At 34.0% G+C, this 18325-nt stretch carries 12 protein-coding genes; 7 read left to right on the top strand and 5 right to left on the bottom strand.

Annotated features, from left to right (window positions below; all coding sequences use genetic code 11):
* The first annotated feature begins 4 nt into the window (after positions 1-4).
* From ACWA1F_RS02165 to ACWA1F_RS02155, 3 genes are all read left to right on the top strand, one after another.
* A complete protein-coding gene (locus tag ACWA1F_RS02165; RefSeq protein WP_456891239.1) occupies positions 5-1072 on the top strand; it encodes an efflux RND transporter periplasmic adaptor subunit in 1068 nt (355 codons plus the stop codon).
* A gap of 101 nt (positions 1073-1173) precedes the next feature.
* Positions 1174-4350: an efflux RND transporter permease subunit gene (locus ACWA1F_RS02160; RefSeq protein WP_306154656.1), complete on the top strand. Its 3177-nt coding sequence runs from the start codon at positions 1174-1176 to the stop codon at positions 4348-4350.
* 121 nt (positions 4351-4471) lie between these two features.
* Positions 4472-5722, top strand: a complete 1251-nt coding sequence (locus ACWA1F_RS02155) for a TCR/Tet family MFS transporter (protein ID WP_456891237.1) — start codon at positions 4472-4474, stop codon at positions 5720-5722.
* 67 nt (positions 5723-5789) lie between these two features.
* On the opposite strand, the gene ACWA1F_RS02150 is transcribed toward ACWA1F_RS02155, so the two are convergent.
* The 5 genes from ACWA1F_RS02150 to ACWA1F_RS02130 all read right to left on the bottom strand — a co-directional run bounded on the left by ACWA1F_RS02150 (position 5790) and on the right by ACWA1F_RS02130 (position 12722).
* Positions 5790-6227 carry a retropepsin-like aspartic protease gene (locus tag ACWA1F_RS02150; RefSeq protein WP_456891235.1) on the bottom strand — a complete coding sequence of 146 codons (438 nt, stop codon included), beginning with the start codon at positions 6225-6227 and terminating at the stop codon, positions 5790-5792.
* Entirely contained in the window at positions 6197-8824 is a 2628-nt protein-coding gene (locus ACWA1F_RS02145) for a CHAT domain-containing protein (protein WP_456891233.1), read from the bottom strand. The genes ACWA1F_RS02150 and ACWA1F_RS02145 overlap by 31 nt, the downstream gene beginning before the upstream one ends.
* A 210-nt stretch (positions 8825-9034) precedes the next feature.
* Positions 9035-10987 (bottom strand): PKD domain-containing protein, encoded by a 1953-nt coding sequence (locus ACWA1F_RS02140; protein ID WP_456891231.1) that lies wholly within the window; start codon positions 10985-10987, stop codon positions 9035-9037.
* 112 nt (positions 10988-11099) lie between these two features.
* On the bottom strand, positions 11100-12074 hold the full coding sequence (locus ACWA1F_RS02135; RefSeq protein WP_456891229.1) for a hypothetical protein: 975 nt from the start codon (positions 12072-12074) through the stop codon (positions 11100-11102).
* A gap of 348 nt (positions 12075-12422) precedes the next feature.
* On the bottom strand, positions 12423-12722 hold the full coding sequence (locus tag ACWA1F_RS02130; RefSeq protein ID WP_456891228.1) for a hypothetical protein: 300 nt from the start codon (positions 12720-12722) through the stop codon (positions 12423-12425).
* Positions 12723-12852: 130 nt separating this feature from the next.
* Between ACWA1F_RS02130 and ACWA1F_RS02125 the strand changes: the two genes are divergently transcribed.
* The 4 genes from ACWA1F_RS02125 (at position 12853) to ACWA1F_RS02110 (ending at position 18281) form a co-directional block, all read left to right on the top strand.
* A complete protein-coding gene (locus tag ACWA1F_RS02125) occupies positions 12853-13437 on the top strand; it encodes an RNA polymerase sigma factor (RefSeq protein WP_456891226.1) in 585 nt (194 codons plus the stop codon).
* A 2-nt stretch (positions 13438-13439) separates the two neighbouring features.
* Positions 13440-14165 (top strand): tetratricopeptide repeat protein, encoded by a 726-nt coding sequence (locus ACWA1F_RS02120; RefSeq protein ID WP_306154672.1) that lies wholly within the window; start codon positions 13440-13442, stop codon positions 14163-14165.
* 507 nt (positions 14166-14672) lie between these two features.
* Positions 14673-16334, top strand: a complete 1662-nt coding sequence (locus ACWA1F_RS02115; protein WP_456891224.1) for a S41 family peptidase — start codon at positions 14673-14675, stop codon at positions 16332-16334.
* A 237-nt stretch (positions 16335-16571) separates the two neighbouring features.
* Positions 16572-18281 carry a S41 family peptidase gene (locus ACWA1F_RS02110; RefSeq protein ID WP_456891222.1) on the top strand — a complete coding sequence of 570 codons (1710 nt, stop codon included), beginning with the start codon at positions 16572-16574 and terminating at the stop codon, positions 18279-18281.
* Positions 18282-18325 lie beyond the last annotated feature (44 nt).

The raw sequence follows: 18325 nt of genomic DNA, 5'->3' as shown, positions 1-18325 counted from the left end.
TACAATGAAGAAAATAATTATAACAATCGTAATCATAGTCGTGGCTTTTGTCGGGATTAACTACATTTTAAATAAAAACAAAGCAGAAAACGAAGGCAAAACTGCAATTGTGGCTGAAAAGAATGCAGCGGTTTCTGTAAAAGTAGCAACAGTAAAAACAGAAGATGTTAACTTAGGTTTTACTGCAAACGGAAACTTTGCACCGATTCAAGAATTGACTTTCTCTGCTGAGAAATCTGGAAAAGTAATTAGTGTTTTAGTTAAAGAAGGGGACTATGTAAAAGTAGGACAAACTCTTTTAACAGTAAGAGGTGACGTTATCAACGTAAATGCTCAAGCAGCTGAAGCAGCTTATCAAAATGCAAAATCGGATTATGCTAGATATGAAAATGCTTTTAAAACTGGCGGTGTTACAAAACAGCAATTAGATCAAGCAAAATTGGCTTTGACAAATGCTCAATCTAATTACACTCAAGCTAAAATCAATGTTGGTGATACAAGAGTAAAAGCTCCAATTAACGGATACATCAATAAAAAATATATCGAACCAGGTTCTATTTTAGCTGGAATGCCTGCAACTGCTTTATTTGATATTGTAAATGTTTCTAAATTAAAATTGACGGTTACGGTAAACGAAAGCCAAGTGGCAAGTTTAAAATTAGGAAACCCTGTTGAAATTACAGCAAGTGTTTATCCTGATAAAACTTTCTCTGGTAAAATTACTTTCATCGCTGCAAAAGCAGATGCGTCTTTAAATTTCCCTGTTGAAATTGAAATTACAAACAACGCTAACAACGACCTAAAAGCAGGTATGTACGGAACGGCAAACTTTGGTGCTAAAAACCAAAAGCAAAACTTAAAAGTGGTTCCAAGAAATGCATTTGTTGGAAGTGTGAGCAGCAACGAAATCTTTGTTGTAGAAAACAATGTTGCTAAATTGAAAAAAGTTGTAGCTGGAAGAATTTTAGGAGATAAAGTTGAAATCATCAACGGTTTGAATGACGGAGAAGTTGTAATCGTTACAGGACAAATCAACTTACAAGACGGAAATAAAGTAGAAATTATTAAGTAATAGTTAATTAGTTATTAGTACAAAGTACCTAGTCCTTAGAATTAGCCAAAAACTAACCGCTAGGGACTAAAAACTAAGGACTTAATAAAATAAAAAAATATATGAAATTAGCCGAAATATCCATTAAACGTCCGTCGTTGGTAATTGTATTGTTTACAATTCTGACATTAGGTGGATTGTTCAGTTACAGCCAATTGGGCTACGAGCTGATCCCAAAATTCGAAACCAACGTAATTACGGTTTCAACTGTATATCCTGGAGCTTCTCCGAGTGAGGTTGAAAACACGGTTACTAAGAAAATTGAGGACGCGATTGCTTCCTTAGAAAATATCAAGAAAATCGATTCGAAATCTTACGAATCACTTTCTGTAGTATCGATCACATTACTTTCTACTGCCAATGTAGATATTTCCATGAACGATGCGCAACGTAAAATTAATGCGATTTTAAGTGATCTTCCAGACGATGCAGATCCGCCGTCTTTGACTAAATTCTCTTTGAGTGATTTACCAATTATGACGCTTGGCGCGAATGGAAAAATGGACGAAGCAGCGTTTTACGATTTGATCGATAAAAAGATTGCTCCAGTTTTGTCTCGTGTACAAGGGGTGGCGCAGGTAAATATTATTGGTGGTCAAGAGCGTGAGATTCAAGTAAACTTGGACGCTGTTAAAATGCAAGGTTACGGTCTTTCTGTTCCTCAAGTACAGCAAACTATTTTAACTTCAAACTTGGATTTCCCAACAGGAAATATTCAAACTAGAAATCAAAAAATCTTAATCCGTTTAGCGGGTAAATATAAGAACGTTGACGAATTAAGAAACTTAGTAGTTTCTTCTCAAAACGGAATTCAAATTCGTTTAGGGGATATTGCTGACGTTCAGGATACGCAAAAAATCGCGGAGAAAATTGCGCGTGTAGATCAGAAAAGTGCGATCGTACTTCAAATTGTAAAACAATCAGATGCGAATGCCGTTGCGGTAAGTGAGCAGTTGATTAAAACGATCAAAACATTAGAGAATGATTACAAATCGGCTCAATTGAAATTAGAAGTGGCAAAAGACAGTACAGTCTTTACGCTTGAGGCAGCAGATTCTGTTGTACATGACTTGTTAATCGCGGTTATTCTGGTAGCATTTGTAATGTTGTTCTTCTTGCACAGTATTAGAAACTCGTTAATCGTAATGGTATCTATTCCAGCATCTTTGATTGCTACATTTATCGGAATCTATTTATTAGGTTACACGCTTAACTTAATGTCTTTACTTGGTTTATCTCTTGTTGTAGGTATTCTTGTGGATGACGCGATTGTGGTATTGGAGAACATTTACCGACACATGGAGATGGGTAAGAGCAGAATTCGTGCCTCTTATGATGGAACTGCCGAAATTGGAGCAACGGTAACTTCGATTACGTTAGTAATTGTGGTGGTGTTCTTGCCAATTGCAATGAGTACAGGATTGGTATCGAATATTATTACACAATTCTGTGTTACGGTAATTATTTCAACAATGTTCTCGTTATTGGCTTCATTTACAATTATTCCATGGTTGTCTTCTCGTTTTGGAAAACTAGAGCATATTGAAGGCAAAAACCTTTTCGGAAAAATCATTCTTGGATTTGAAAGCTACTTAACTCGTTTTACAAACTGGGTATCAAACTTACTAAACTGGTGTTTAGATCACTATATCAAAACAATGGTGGCTATCATTGTAATGTTCTTTGGAACGATCTTCTGGTTAATGGGAGGCGGATACATTGGAGGAGAGTTCTTCGCATCATCTGATAGTGGGGAGTTCTTAGTACAAATCGAGATGCCAAAAGATGCTTCATTAGAGCAGACTAACTTTATGACACAAAAAGCAGAAGCTTTCTTAAAAGGAGAAAAATACGTTTTCAGCCAGATTACAACTGTAGGACAAACCAGTGAAGGTTTAGGAGCTGCTCAGGCAACGGCTTACAAAGCAGAGATCGACGTTAAAATGATCGAACAAAAAGATCGTACAGATGACGCGAACGTGTATGCTGCAAAAGTAAAACGTAAACTGGAGAAAGTTTTGGTTGGAGCTAAAGTTAAAACAGTACCAGTAGGTATCTTAGGAACTGCTGAAGATGCAACTTTAGGTTTGATCGTAACTGGTCCAAACGTAGAAAGCGCTATGAAATTTGCAAAGATGGCAGAAGCTGAATTACGTACCATTCCTGGAACAACAGAGATTAAATTAACAGTTGAGGACGGAAACCCAGAGATCAACGTTCAGGTAGACAGAGATAAAATGGCTGCTTTAGGATTAACGCTTCAAACGGTTGGTTTAACCATGCAGACGGCTTATAGCGGTAATACAGACGGTAAATTTAGAGCTGGTGAATACGAATATGACATCAACATCAAATACAATGAATTTGATAGAAAAAATATCACAGACGTTAGTAACTTGATTTTCATAAACAATGCAGGTCAGCAAATTAAATTAAACCAATTTGCTACTATTACAGAAGGTTCTGGACCAAGTAAATTAGAGCGTAGAGATAAAACTGCTTCTGTAACCGTACAAGGTCAGAACGTTGGGGTGCCAGCAGGAACAATTGTACAGCAATGGCAAGAAAAACTGGATAAATTGCAAAAACCAACTGGAGTTAACTATATCTGGGGTGGTGACCAAGAGAACCAATCTGAAGGTTTTGGTACTTTAGGAATTGCATTATTAGCCGCTATTATTTTGGTTTACCTTGTAATGGTTGGTCTTTACGACAGTTTCGTTCACCCGTTTGTCGTATTATTTGCTATTCCGCTTTCGTTCATTGGAGTTTTATTTGCATTGGCGTTGACAAACAATACATTGAATATCTTTACCATTTTAGGGGTCATCATGTTGATCGGTCTGGTGTGTAAGAATGCGATCATGCTTGTCGATTATACCAATCAGCGAAGAGCTGCTGGTGAATCTATCAGAACAGCATTAATCCAAGCAAACCACGCGCGTTTACGTCCGATCTTGATGACAACAATCGCGATGGTATTTGGTATGTTCCCAATTGCATTAGCATCTGGAGCAGGAGCTGAGTGGAAAAACGGATTAGCATGGGTAATCATCGGAGGTTTGATTTCATCATTATTCCTTACTTTGATTGTTGTACCAGTAATCTATGAAATTATGGAGAAAATTATCCGTAAGTTCTCTAAAGGAGAAAAAATCGATTACGAGGCTGAAATGCATGCAGATTATGAGCATACAGAATTAAGCGAAGACGGTTTTAATCCGAAACATACACATTAATAGTTTTAATTTTCAATAGAAATTCCGAACCCGAATTCGGAATTTCAAACAAAAATCCCAGATTCCTTAAATTGGAATTTGGGATTTTTCGTTTATTTGTAGTTCATTTTTAAAATGTATTATGCCACAAAAAGATAAGTCTGCAGCAATTGGGTTTATTTTCATAACCATGTTAATAGACATTACAGGGTGGGGAATTATTATTCCTGTAATTCCAAAATTAATAGAAGAACTCATTCATGGAGACATCAGCGAAGCCGCAAAAATTGGTGGCTGGTTAACCTTCGCGTATGCGATAACTCAGTTTGTTTTTGCTCCTGTAATTGGAAATTTAAGTGATAAATTCGGAAGAAGACCAATCATATTAATTTCCCTTTTCGGATTTTCTTTAGATTATATTTTACTGGCATTTTCGCCAACTATAATCTGGCTTTTTATTGGAAGAATTATTGCTGGAGTTACGGGTGCAAGTATTACAACAGCATCAGCCTATATTGCCGATGTAAGTACGCCTGAAAACAGAGCTAAAAACTTCGGATTAGTTGGAGCTGCTTTCGGATTAGGATTTATCATTGGACCTGTTATTGGCGGACTTTTAGGCCAATATGGATCGCGAGTTCCATTTTACGCAGCAGCCGTTTTATGCATGCTAAATTTTCTTTACGGATTTTTCATTTTACCAGAATCACTTAAAAAAGAAAACCGACGAGAATTTGACTGGAAACGCGCCAACCCAATTGGAGCAATTTTAGGGTTAAGAAAATACCCGACATTAATCGGATTAATAGCCGCAATATTTCTATTGTATGTCGGTTCGCATGCTGTACAAAGTAATTGGAGTTTCTTTACCATCTATCAATTTAATTGGGACGAAAGAATGATCGGAATCTCATTAGGAATAATCGGTTTATTAGTAGGAGTGGTGCAAGGCGGATTAGTTCGTTACATCAATCCTAAAATTGGAAATGAGAAAAGTATTTATATAGGTCTGGCCTTATATACAATCGGAATGCTGTTATTTGCTTTTGCAACAGAAAGCTGGATGATGTTTGTGTTTTTAATTCCGTACTGTCTAGGAGGAATTGCTGGACCCGCTTTGCAATCTGTTGTAGCAAGTAAAGTTGCACCAAGTGAACAAGGAGAAATCCAGGGAACTTTAACCAGTTTAATGAGTGCTTCTTCGATTATTGGGCCTCCAATGATGGCCAATACCTTTTACTTTTTCACTCACGAAGATGCGCCATTTAAATTTGCAGGAGCGCCATTTATTTTGGGTGGAGTTTTAATGTTATTGAGCACAGTTGTAGCTTATTTTTCGTTGAAAAAACATTCGGTTTCAAAAACAGAAATTGTCGAACAAGAAATAGAATAAAAGTAAAAGCCTTCGATGAGAAGGCTTTTTATTTGGAATTTGGATTTTAAAAAATTGGAATTTCCTTTTATTTAAGATACACGTAATGATTAAAATAATCAATAATCGCTTTTCCTTCCAATAAAACATCGGCGCCGATTATGCCATGAACAGGTTTCGCTTTAAAAGATTCTAAAGCTTCATTTACATGCGAAAGATCAAAAATAACGATACTGAAATTTTTGCTTTTCCAGCTTCCTAACTGCAGTTTGTTTTCAGACGAAATCTGTGTAATCATTCCAGTTCCTCCAGCTCCAGAAGCTTTTGTTTTAGAGTTTTTTGCAGACAGTTCAAAACGTTCAATACTTTCAAAACCGACACAGGTATTGGATGCGCCCGTATCTAAAATGAAAATTCCAGAAATGCCATTAATCTTGGCTTTAATCTGCAAATGCTGTGTTTTGGTAATTTTAAACTTTATTTTTTTGTACTTCTCTATTTTGAGAATTTTGTGAAGATTTTCCATTTATGCCTGTTCTTAAATATCAAAAATAAAGCAATTACACCCAAAAAACTAATGATATAGAAGATATAATTTGAAGATTTCTCGGGAGTTTCTAGAGTTCCATAATACACAAAAGCACTCCAATAATAAGGAGATTTTTTCGCATTTGGAATATTTTCATCTTTTAAAAATGCTCTCTTCGCGTTTGCTGTTGCGTGTACAAAAGAAGAATTGTGTTTTATTTCTTTATAAAAATAATCCATGAAAACGGAAGCTGTATAATCATTCACATTCCATAAAGAAAACAAAAGATTCTGCGCGCCTGCAAACTGAAAACCTCTTGCTACGCTCATGGCACCTTCGGCTTTAAACAATTTTCCAATTCCTGTTTCGCAGGCACTCAAAACAACCAAATCGGGGTTGAGTTGTAAATTATATAACTCAGAATATAAGATTTCCTGATCGTAGAATTTAATGCTGGCAGGAGTTTCCAAATCTCCTGCCGAAGCGTGTGTACTTAAATGAATAATCGATTTTCCAACGGCATTATTTTTAAAATTATTGAAAGTTGCCTTTTCATTTTCAAAAAACTGACCTTCAAAATTATGTTTAATAGATTCTAATTCATTCTTAGAAAAACGCAGTGTAAAACTAGTTTTTTCGAAAATTGGAAAAATCCCTACAACTGATTTTTTTCCTTTCGAAAGCGAAATAGAATTCAAATAAAATTCAGCAGAATTATTATAGGCAATGTCAAAATCATGAAGCAAATAATGCATTTTTGCAAAATTGGTTGTCTCTGATGCTGTCGTTATTAAAGCTTCGAAAGGAAGAAAACCTAAAATTCCATCTGGAATTATAATAAGGTTTTTGTGATGATTAGGTTTTGGAATTTCAAGATTTTTATAAACCTTATTTCCGACAAGATTGTAATTTTTAGGATTATTGGCAATTGTTTTAGAATCATTAAAATTATTAATAAAACCAATTATTTTCGTTAATCCAGTACCATCCAAAGAAATAGGAAAGAGTTTTATTTTTCTGTTTTCAATAGTAAAATTGTAAATAGAATGCGATCCAAAAAAGTATTCCACTAGAACTGCATTATCTTTTTCTAATTTGTCAAACAATTTTCCTAGTTCAAACGTGTTTTGCGATTTTGCATTGTTTTTTGTGTTTTTTGATTTCAGCAAAAGCATCAATTCATTTTGCTTTTTTATCGCTTTGTTTATTTTAGAAATATCTGCCAATTCCAATTTCTGCTGCTCTTTTAAAATCGTAGTATTCCAGTTTTGTAATTGCTGTAAAATCAGTTTTTGTTCTCTCGAAAGTGACGCTGCATTCGAAAGATGATTTTTTAAAACAACCGACTTTGTTTTTTCCGAAAGCAGAAAAGCACTTTCCAAATAACTCGTTTTTTTCTCTTTTTGATAAAGCGAATAATAGATCTCGATGCACTTTTCAGTTCGATTTCGGTTTCTGATTTGGGTTACGATTTTAGAATTTTCATAGATCAAAAGTGTCTGTAATAACTCTTCAATATGAAATGAAAGAGCAAAACTTTTCAAAGCATCTTGAGGTTTATTTTCGGTTAAAAAAATCTCCGATTTCAAATCTAAAGCATCCAATAAAACGGTTTCTGCATAAAGCGAATTCTGATTTGGAAGTATATTTTTCGAATTGTAATTTGGAATCAAAGTCCTAAAAACAGCTGAAATATTCTGATTCGCTTCGGTAATTTTTCCTTGCTTAAAATTCAAAAAAGCGGTTTCATAATACAATTGCGCTATTTTTCGTGGTTCTTTGACCGTTTTCTGAAATTCGATATTCGCTTTCGCTAAAAATTCTGAAGCCGATTCCAGATCGTTTTGCTCCATTTTTAGTTTGGCTAAATTTCGGTACGCATTCGCTAAAGTTTCACTTTGAGATTTATCTTTTTTCAATAAAGAAATTGCTTTTAAAAAAGAGTTTTCGGCATTCTTTACATTATATTTTACAACAAAACCAACATTCGTTAATAAATAATTAGCTCCTAAATTATTGTATAAAATGCCTTTTTGAGTGGGAGAAAGTTTTTCAGTTTGAAGTGTTTTTTCGATTAAATCAATGGCTTTTTCAACATTTCCAGTGTTTTGATAAACATTGGATAAATTGAGAATCGCCGAAACTTTCTGCGATTCGTTTTTTTCTTTGCTGGCAATAAAATAATATTGTTTGATAATGTTTTCCGCGTTTTCGTAATCACCCAGAATCGTGTATAAATTTCCTAAAGGTTTTAGGCAGAACTCAATAATATCGTAGTTTTTAAATTTATTTTTCTGATAAATCATCCAAGCTTTTTCATAGCTTTTTACCGCATCTAAAGTCTGCCCAAACTGATTTTCATAATAAGCTTTATTGCAATTAAGAATTACAATTGCAAGTAACTCATCTTTAGTTTTCGGTTTGACACTTTTCCAAAAAACACTTTCCGTATTTCTTAAATTTTGTAACGCTTCCGCGGAAGGTTTTGCGGTAAAACTATCAATCGCATTGTAGATTTTTTCTTCCTGACTTTGGCTGAAACCATTTATTGTCAGGAGGAAAAATATTAAACCATATAAGCGATATAAGTTCATATTAAAGTTGTTTTTTTATTTCGCAGAGATTCCCAAAGGATTTCCACAAAGTTTCGCCGAGATTTTTTGCCACGAATTTCACGAATTAGCACAAATTAAATTAGTGAAAATTAGCGAAATTCGTGGCAAAACTTTAGCCAAAGAGTATAAAAAATCATTCTAATCCTTTTAATCTGTGGCAAAAAACTTTGTGTATCTCTGCGTAACCAATCAAAACTTCCAAATACCATAAAGCTGGACATAATTAAAATTCTGTTCGAAATTCATCACATAACGCGCGCCCAGACTTGGACCAATTCTCGCAAAACCAGCCGTTAGATCAAATAGAAGTCCTGCTTTATAATCGGTAAACGTGTTTTTTATTTTGTTTGAAGAAGTTTCGGTGCTAATCAAGAAATTTTCCTTGTCGCCTTCGTAAGTATCCACCTGAATTGTTTGATTTTGTTCAGACGATACATTGACATTCGCCTGAATTCCTGCGCCAATTCCAATATAATTATTAATGTTATATCGAATCAAAATCGGAATCTCCCAATTGATATTTTTATTTTCTGTAGAAGTTGTCGTTCGCACTAGTTGTCTCGTTCCGTTGGCATTAGTGTTAAAGGCATCAACAACAGTTACAGCACTATTATATTGGTTTAAAGCATTTTCCCACTCTACCTGCCAGTAAAAACGATAGGATTTAAAAGGAGAAAGCGTCGCGCCCACGAAATAACTCGTAGATTTATCTAAATCGGGATAAATATTATAACCTGCTTTGGCACCAATCGAAATTCCAGGCAAGAATCTTGTTGTGGCATAATTGGTTATAATAGGTTCGTTTTTATCAAAGATAATTGCCGTGCGGCTTCTGGTTTTTACTTTATGAAAATCCTCGCCAAACTTCATTGAATATTTGACAAAACCTTTGGTAGAATCTTTTTCATGAACGTTTTTCTGTTCGGTTCCAGGAAGATAGATATTTTTGAAAGTGAAAATAATCTGCTTTTGTTTGATAATTGTGTCGAGACAGCTTACAGTTGGTTCTTCGCCTTTTGGACAAATTGGACATTCTGGATACATACTTTCAATTTGAAAAGTCTTTTTGTCAAACATATCGGGAATATCCGTTTCTAAACGGATTTTTCGCGCTGGACCTTCACCGTTATTCTGAAAACGAGTTTTGAAATTAACTCTTTTAAAACGCACCAATCTGTAATTCATAAAACTTCCGTTGGATCCCATTTTGTTTGGATCGTGAGAAGTTACAATTTCCATTTCTAGATTTTTTACCTTATGGTTTTTATAGCTTCGATTCGGAACAAAAATACCGCGCATGGTAACCGTTGCGCTGGTATCTTTTATCATTTCAGGAGTCGTTTTAAAAGTGTAAAAAACATTTCGCGTTTCTCCAGGATTGGCCTCATCAAATTCTAAAATAGAAACATTATGATAGGTTTTATTCGCATCTAGAAGCGAAGCATCCAAATCTTCTTCTGTTGTGGTATTGCGGTATTTTTTAGTTTTGAAATTCCCTTCGGCGGAAGCCAAAAAAGTATTCGAATCGTTGAGATCGTCAGTCGAAGCGACCAATTTTTCCTGAACTTCACGTTCGCCCGCATACGTTCTAAAATCGCTTAATTCGAAATTGTTGTGTTTGAATTGCTTTTCATTATAAAACAAATAAAGCTTTCCGCTCGAAACATAATTTTCGAGATTTTGGTAACTCACTACAACTACCATTTCCTGATCTGGAATTGGATCGCAGTTTTTGATAATCGCAAATCCGTTTTGATCTGCAATAGACGCAATGTCTTTATAATTGGTGTCAGTAATATCATTTACCGCTACTTTTTTAGGTCTTGTTGCCGGCGGTTTTCCGTTGTCATAATTATTCGTTACGGCAAGTCTTGTCGTGTAAGTGCCTTTCTTTTTATAAACATGTTTCGGCTCGGCTTCTTTACTGTAATGTCCGTCGCCAAGTTCCCATAAATACGAATAACTTGGTTTTGGCGCACCCGCAATCGGAATCAAAGGCGGTGTTTCGGGTTTAAAAATAACCTGATTTCCGTTTTGAGTAAAACCAATATTGGCTCTTCGGGTTATGGTGTCTTTTACTTTGGTTTGACCTATTGAAAGAATAGAAAATAGAATAAAGAAAATAGACAGTTGTGGTTTCATAACGAGATATTTTTTGGCTTTAAAATCTTCAGAATCAATTTTAAAACAAGATTAAATGTAAAAAAAAGTGATGAGCAAATCATCACTTTTTCTTAAAAAAAGCATTTGTAAGTTACTGTATGGCATTTATTGCAGCAACCAATTGAGCTTCTGTACCGACTGTTGTTTCGGACAATGTAAAGGTGTAAACGGCATTTGCAGTTGTTGTTACGCCTTTTATTGCATAACGCCAGTTTCCATTATCTTCAGTTGCAAAGATGATATGGCAAGCTAAACCAACTGGAATTTGTCCATAATGTTCGCTAAACAATCCTTCAGCGGTATAAGTGTCCAATTTGGCAAGAGCGTTTGTGCCTTCTCCATCATAAGAAAGATATACGGCACTGTTTGTGTTGTTGTAGCCGTCTGGAACATCAACCAGAATAGTTGTTTTTGGTCTCGGGTCGTTGTAAAAACGGTCAACATTAGTCCATCCAAAGTTTCCGAATGTTACATAATAATTGTTTCCTTCGCCTTGTACGCCGCCTTTACCATCACCATTTGCATTGGCTTCTCTCCAAGCCAGTTCACCATCTTCATCTATAACTCCAGTCCATAAAGTCATTAAGTTGTCATATCCGTCAGTTAGCGCCGTTGGAACAATCATGCTCAACGAACAAGAAGTTTGCAATTCGACTCCCCCCTGAGTTGCTTTGATGAAGAATTCTCCTCCAGAAATTAAAAGATTTTTCTTTCCGTCAGGCATAATTCCCATTGTTGGTTTATTGGTAACCAGCATATTTCCCTTGTCAAAAAGTTCGATGTATTCGATGTCGACTTGACCCGTAACTGGGTTTCCGTTTTTGGTTAAACAGTCTCCATTAATGTAAAGCTTTACACCCTTTGCTGAGGTTAAGGTTACGGTGCCATTTCCCGCTGTCATCGTAAAATTTTGTGTATTTCTTTTTAGTCCTTTTTCGTTGATACTTTTAAAAGCTCCAGCAGTTGGTGGCGAAAGTTTGATGTCATCTCCGTCGGTATTATCGCAGCTTGCAAAAGAGATTAGTAATAAAAGTGAAAGTCCGATTGTTTTAAAATTTGTTTTCATAATTTCTAGTTTTTATAAATCTGGCTTGATTGTTATCAAGTGGTTTTTCAGATTTGGTTGTTATATTTATTTGTAAATCAATTTGGGTTTGATTTTGTTACCCTTTGTTTTGATTTTTTTTTTAAAGGCTTTTATAGTGTTATATCAATTAGACTGAAAAATTGTTACCCCGTTAATGCTCATTTTTTTTTAAACACATAGAATCATAGTTTTTAGGAGTCTTTAAAAGAGGCGTTTCACTAATTTAAATTCACATAGTAAAAGTGGTATAGGCTATGCGTTAGAAACTAGTTTCTTTTAATATTCTTTTTACAGTATAAAAACCTATGTTTCTATGTGTTTAAAAAATTAAACAGAAATACATTTGTCTTCAAATAGATTTCCATCTTCGTCAACAGCAACCAAAATGTCTTTTTTGCGAGAAAATGTAATAGTGAGATAAATCCATACAATCAACCAGAAACCCAAGGTAATGATGCTGAGAAAGAAATGAAAAGTATGATTTACAGCTTTCTTTTCTTTAGACAAAACCACATAAGGCAGTTTCTCATTTTGTTCTGTAATAACAAAACCGTTGCGAGTTTTGGCGGCGATTATTTCGTAAAATCGATCTATGTTTTTTTCAGTAATAAATTGATAACTTTCCATTTCTTTTAATTTTTTAAAGGTTTTTAAAAGACTTTTGTTTTGATATATACAATTGATTGTAATATTGTTACCTCTTGTTTTTAAAGATTTTTAAGATTCTTTTTTTAAATTAGCTGTAAAATGTTTTTTTATGGATCAAAATAAAATTCATCCTGATCAAAAATATATCGACGGACTTGCTGCAAACGATTCTGTAGTTATTGAAATGATATATAAAAAGTTCGCGCCAAAAGTTGTCCAGTTTATCACTAATAATTCTGGTGACAAAGATCATGCGCAGGATGTGATTCAGGAAATCATGATTTTGCTTTTTAATCAGGCGAAAGCCGGAAAACTTCAGCTGACTTGCCCATTTGATGCCTATTTTTTCCTGTTATGCAAAAGACGCTGGCTCAACGAACTGAAAAATTCTGCCAATAAAGGGGTAACAATTTATGAGAATGTAGTATCTATCAATGAATCTGCTCACGAACTAATTGCTCAAGCAGAAGAATTTGATGAAAAACAAAAGCTTTTCGAAACCATGTTTCAGAAACTGGGAGAGAAATGTCAAGAAGTTTTGAAACTCAGTTTTTCTCTAAAATCAATGGAAGAAGTGGCGCAAAAACTCAACGTAACTTACGGCTATGTCAGAAAAAAGAAATCGTTGTGCACAGGGCAATTAACGCAATGGATTCAGGAAGCGAAAATTTTTAACTCTTTAAAAAACAATTAATCATGAACGAAGAACGCTATATATTATTTGACCAATATCTTCAAGGCGAACTGACCGTTGATGAAAAAAACAATTTTGAGAAACAGCTCTCTGAAGATGCTACACTGGCTTCGGAGTTTGAAAGTTTCAAAGAAATGCATTTTCAGCTGGAAAATAAATTTGGAAAAGAACAGGAGCGAGCCGCTTTTGAAGAAAATCTGACTCGAATTTCGGATAAATATTTCAATAAAAAGAAACAAAAAGTTGTATCGCTTAAGCCGTGGTATTTTGCCGTTGCCGCATCGGTAATTATTATGTTCGGATTGTTTTTCTTTGATTATAAACATTATCCAAATTTTGAAGATTACAATCATCCAGAAAGTGCTTATTTTACAGAGAGAGGCGTGTCTGAAGAAACTTTGAAAAAAGCAGAAAATGATTTTAATGGAAAAAGATATGAGAAAGCAATTCCGCTTTTTGAAAGCATTTTGAAAGAAAATAATTCGCCAGAAATTAAATATTTCTACGGTGTTTCATTATTGCAGGTAAACAAATATGTAAAAGCTGAAACTATTTTTAAAGAATTAGAAGCAGGAAATTCTGTTTTCAAAGAAAAAGCAAAGTGGAATCTGGCTTTGTCTAAGCTAAAACAAGGAAAATATGCCGAGTGTAAAGCAATTCTAGAAACCATCTCACAGGATTATGAAGATTATGATGAAGTGGAACATTTATTAGAAGAATTGGAATAAATTTCAACTTTTTGTAAAAAAAATGCCCAGAATACGGGAAACCTCAATCGAATTTGGAATTTTAGTTCTAAATTCGATTTTCTTTTTAGAGAAAATGAAGTTTGGAACGCACTTTGCTATTTATAGGAGCAGGTAAATTAAAAACCTGTTTGTCGTACTGAGGAACGAGGGATCGCACTAGCTGATCGAGAGAAAAAATGGGGGTTTTCTTTTTCGAAGCTTCTTGTGAGGTCCTTCGTTCGTTAGAATAACAAAAATAGGTTATTATTGTTCAGACCTTTGTCAAAGTTAAGCTTTGACAAAGGTTTTTTGTTTTTAGCAAAATATAATAGTCCGTTTTTATTTGCGCTTTCGCGAAAGCGAATCTTTTTAGATGCTTTTTAGTTTGCTAATTTTCAGTATAATTTGAGGAAAACCGTAATAGTTGTTTTGAAATATTTCCTACATTCGACGGAATTAAAAAATGAAGTTTTCCAAAACTTTTTCAAACCAACCCCAAACCATTGCATGAAAAAAATCACCTTATTTTTCTTTATTGTCTTTTCACAAATTCTCTTTAGCCAAAATAAAATCACTGAAACCGAAAAACTTGCCGCAACCTGCAAAGTCTGGGGATTTTTAAAATACTATCATCCCAAAGTTGCTAGTGGAGAATTGAATTGGGATACTCAGCTTTTAGAAAAATTGCCTTTAATAGAAAAAGCACAAACTCAAAAAGAATTTTCTTTGATCTTAGAAAATTGGATTGACGATCTTGGTCCAGTAAAAGAAATAGCGCCGATTGCTGTGCCAAAGGATATAGAACATTTTGATAAAAATTTTGATTTGAGCTGGTTTAATGGTAAACTATTTTCTAAAAAACTTTCGAAGAAACTAAAATTTATAGAAGAAAATAGATATCAAGGAGAGCAATTTTATGTTTACACCGTACCGCTTTCAGGAAATATTGGTATGCAAAATGAAAGTCTTGCGCATCCAGACTTTACAGATAAGAATTCAAAGCTTAGAATGGTCTTTATGTTTTGGAATCTAGTAGAATATTTTTTTCCGTATAAATATATAATGGATCAAAAATGGGATACAACTTTAGAACAAATAATACCTTTAGCTATTAAGGCTGATAATCGGGAAGATTTTTATAAAGTAATGATAAGATTAACTTCAAAAATTGATGATAGTCATAACGATGTTTATATATATCCTGCTGTGGAAGGAGTTAAACCTGATAAATACTATTTTCCTGTTGATGCTAAGATAATCGATGAAAAAATAGTGGTTACAGAAATTTTAGGAGATAGTTTAGCACAGGCAGCTGATATAAAAGTTGGTGATATTATTACTAAAGTAAATGGAAAGACAATAAAAGAAATTATTGTAGAAAAGAAAGATTGGATCTGTGCTTCTAATGAAGCTAAATATTTAGATAAGCTGGTTAAAGGAATTTTGCTAAGTTATTCTGACACGGTTGAAGTAGAGTTTTTTAAAAATGGCGAGTACATTACCAAAACAATGACTTTGTTTGATTATCACGATTCGCACAGAAATGAATTTAAAAAAGGAGCAAGAAAAAAGAAGGAAAAATTTAAAATGCTGGATAATAATGTCGGATATGTAGACATGGCGATTTTAGGAGTAAAAAATGTTCCTGATATGATTGAGCTATTAAAAAATACAAAAGCAATTGTTTTTGATCTGCGAAATTATCCAAATGGGACTTTTGAGAAAATTGGCAAATTTATATGTTCTAAAGAAAATAAATTTGCCATTTATACGATTCCAGATATAAGTTATCCAGGGAAATTTATGTGGGCTCCAGGAAGTTCTATAGGTGTTGACAATAAAGATAACTATAAAGGAAAAGTAATTGTCTTGCTTAACGAAAAATCTCAAAGTCATGCCGAATGGACAGCGATGTGTTTTCAAAGCGCTGGTAATACTACTATAGTTGGTAGTCAGACCTCTGGTGCAGACGGAACTATTTCTCGATTTGATTTTAAAGGATTTCAAACAATATTTACAGGAATGGGAGTTTATTACCCAGACAGAAGGGAAACCCAACGTATAGGAATTGTACCCGATATTGAGGTAAAACCAACTATAAAAGGAATTAAAGAAGGCAAAGATGAGGTTTTGGAGCGGGCTTTGCTCTATATAGAAAATGGAAAATAGGTTATTATTGTTTAGACCTTTGTCAAAGTTTTAAGTTTTGACAAAGGTTTTTGTTTTTAGTCGAATCTGTTTTTATCTGCGCTTTCGCGAAAGCGAATCTTTTAGATGCTTTTTAGTTTGCTAATTTTCAGTATAATTTGAGGAAAGCCGTAAAAGTTGTTTGGAAATATTTCTTACATTCGGCGGAATCAAAAAATGAAGTTTCCCAAAACTATTTAACCAACCCCAAAGCATTGCATGAAAAAAATTACCTTATTTTTTCTAATTATCTTTTCTCAATTTATCTTTAGTCAAAAAGTTACCGAAACAGAAAAACTTGCCACAACATGTAAAGTTTGGGGATTTCTAAAATATTACCATCCAAAAGTTGCTGCTGGAGAATTCAACTGGGATCAGCAATTGCTAGACATTTTGCCAAAAGTCGAAAAGGCGCAAACAAGAAAAGAGTTTTCATTGGTAATTTCAAACTGGATAGATACTTTAGGAGAAGTGCCGCTAATTGCACCAATTCCTGAGCCGAAAGATGTCAAGTTTTTTGATAAAAATTTTGATTTATCGTGGATCAATACAAGTGCTTTATTTTCTAGAAATCTTTCAGCAAAATTGAAATTTATTGAAGAAAATAGGTTTCAGAGTAATACAGAATTTAACCCAGATTTTGATGCTTTTAAAACGGTAAAAAATTACTTTGACCTTGATTATAATAATAAAAGCAACAGACTTTTAATGACATTTGCTTATTGGAATGCAATAGAATATTTTTTTCCATATAAATATATTATGGATCAAAAATGGAATATTACTTTAAATGAAATACTTCCTGCTATGGTTGAGGCGAAAAATTCGGATGAGTTTAATAAAGCATTAAGAAAAATGAGTACGAAACTAAATGACAGTCATGTTATGTTTCACATTTATCCAGATGCAACAACTGTAAAAAGCCCAGTTTATTTTCCTGCAACAGGTAAAATAATAGATGAAAAGCTAGTCATTACTGAGATTTTAGGAGATAGTCTAGCTGAAGCTGATAATATTAAAATTGGAACCGTAATTACTAAGATCAACAATAAAACGATTAAAGAGCTTATTGAAGAAAAGAGAGATGTTGTTAGTGCTTCAAATGAAGTTTCTTATCAAAACAGAATTATTGCTAGTTTACTAAAAAGCGAATTTGAAAATGTTAAAGTAGAATTTTTAACAAACGGAAAATACGAAACAAAAGCGATGAAATGGTTTAATTACCATGATTCACACAGAAATGAATTTAAAAAAGGAGCGCAGAAAAAGAAAGATAAATTTAAACTTCTGGAGAACAATATCGGCTATGTTAATATGGGCGAAATTAAACCCAAAAATGTTCCTGATATGATAGAGAATCTCAAATCGACAAAAGCAATTGTTTTTGACATGAGAAATTATCCAAAAGGAACTTTTAAAGAGATTTCAGATTTCTTGAATTCAGAGGAAAAGAAATTTTGCGATTATACATATCCTTGTTTAAACTATCCAGGTAGATTTGTTTTTGAAGAAGGAAGAAAAGCTGGATTTGCAAACAAAGATCATTACAAAGGAAAAGTGATTGTATTGCTTAACGAAGATTCTATAAGTCAGTCAGAATGGACGGCAATGTGTTTTCAAACGGCAGGAAATACCACTATTATAGGAAGCCAGACAGCGGGAACAGATGGAAATAATTTTGAGTTTGATTTCAGAGGATTTCATACTGCTTTTACCGGAATTGGAGTTTATTATCCAGACGGTCGAGAAACCCAAAGAATCGGTATTGTTCCAGATATTGAAGTCAAACCAACCATAAAAGGAATTCAGGAAGGAAGAGATGAGGTTTTAGAAAGAGCAATTTCTTTTATAGAAAAAGGAGAATTAAAACCACAAGATTCTCAAAAGCAGCAAGCAACAATCAAGAATCTGGAAAATCTTAAAAACTAAGAAATCGCGATGTCTGTCATCCCGAGGTACGAGGGATCTTCGCA

It is taken from the genome of Flavobacterium erigeronis (assembly GCF_054075165.1).
The sequence above is the reverse complement of the archived record's forward strand: the minus strand, read 5'-3'. Positions and strand labels throughout refer to the sequence as shown.

Bases quoted from the DNA above. Each gene is read 5' to 3' on its own strand.
- ACWA1F_RS02135 (WP_456891229.1), bottom strand. From the start codon at position 12,074: ATGAAAACAAATTTTAAAACAATCGGACTTTCACTTTTATTACTAATC.
- ACWA1F_RS02145 (WP_456891233.1), bottom strand. From the start codon at position 8,824: ATGAACTTATATCGCTTATATGGTTTAATATTTTTCCTCCTGACAATA.
- ACWA1F_RS02165 (WP_456891239.1), top strand. From the start codon at position 5: ATGAAGAAAATAATTATAACAATCGTAATCATAGTCGTGGCTTTTGTC.
- ACWA1F_RS02160 (WP_306154656.1), top strand. From the start codon at position 1,174: ATGAAATTAGCCGAAATATCCATTAAACGTCCGTCGTTGGTAATTGTA.
- ACWA1F_RS02110 (WP_456891222.1), top strand. From the start codon at position 16,572: ATGAAAAAAATTACCTTATTTTTTCTAATTATCTTTTCTCAATTTATC.
- ACWA1F_RS02120 (WP_306154672.1), top strand. From the start codon at position 13,440: ATGAACGAAGAACGCTATATATTATTTGACCAATATCTTCAAGGCGAA.
- ACWA1F_RS02115 (WP_456891224.1), top strand. From the start codon at position 14,673: ATGAAAAAAATCACCTTATTTTTCTTTATTGTCTTTTCACAAATTCTC.
- ACWA1F_RS02150 (WP_456891235.1), bottom strand. From the start codon at position 6,227: ATGGAAAATCTTCACAAAATTCTCAAAATAGAGAAGTACAAAAAAATA.
- ACWA1F_RS02140 (WP_456891231.1), bottom strand. From the start codon at position 10,987: ATGAAACCACAACTGTCTATTTTCTTTATTCTATTTTCTATTCTTTCA.
- ACWA1F_RS02130 (WP_456891228.1), bottom strand. From the start codon at position 12,722: ATGGAAAGTTATCAATTTATTACTGAAAAAAACATAGATCGATTTTAC.
- ACWA1F_RS02155 (WP_456891237.1), top strand. From the start codon at position 4,472: ATGCCACAAAAAGATAAGTCTGCAGCAATTGGGTTTATTTTCATAACC.
- ACWA1F_RS02125 (WP_456891226.1), top strand. From the start codon at position 12,853: ATGGATCAAAATAAAATTCATCCTGATCAAAAATATATCGACGGACTT.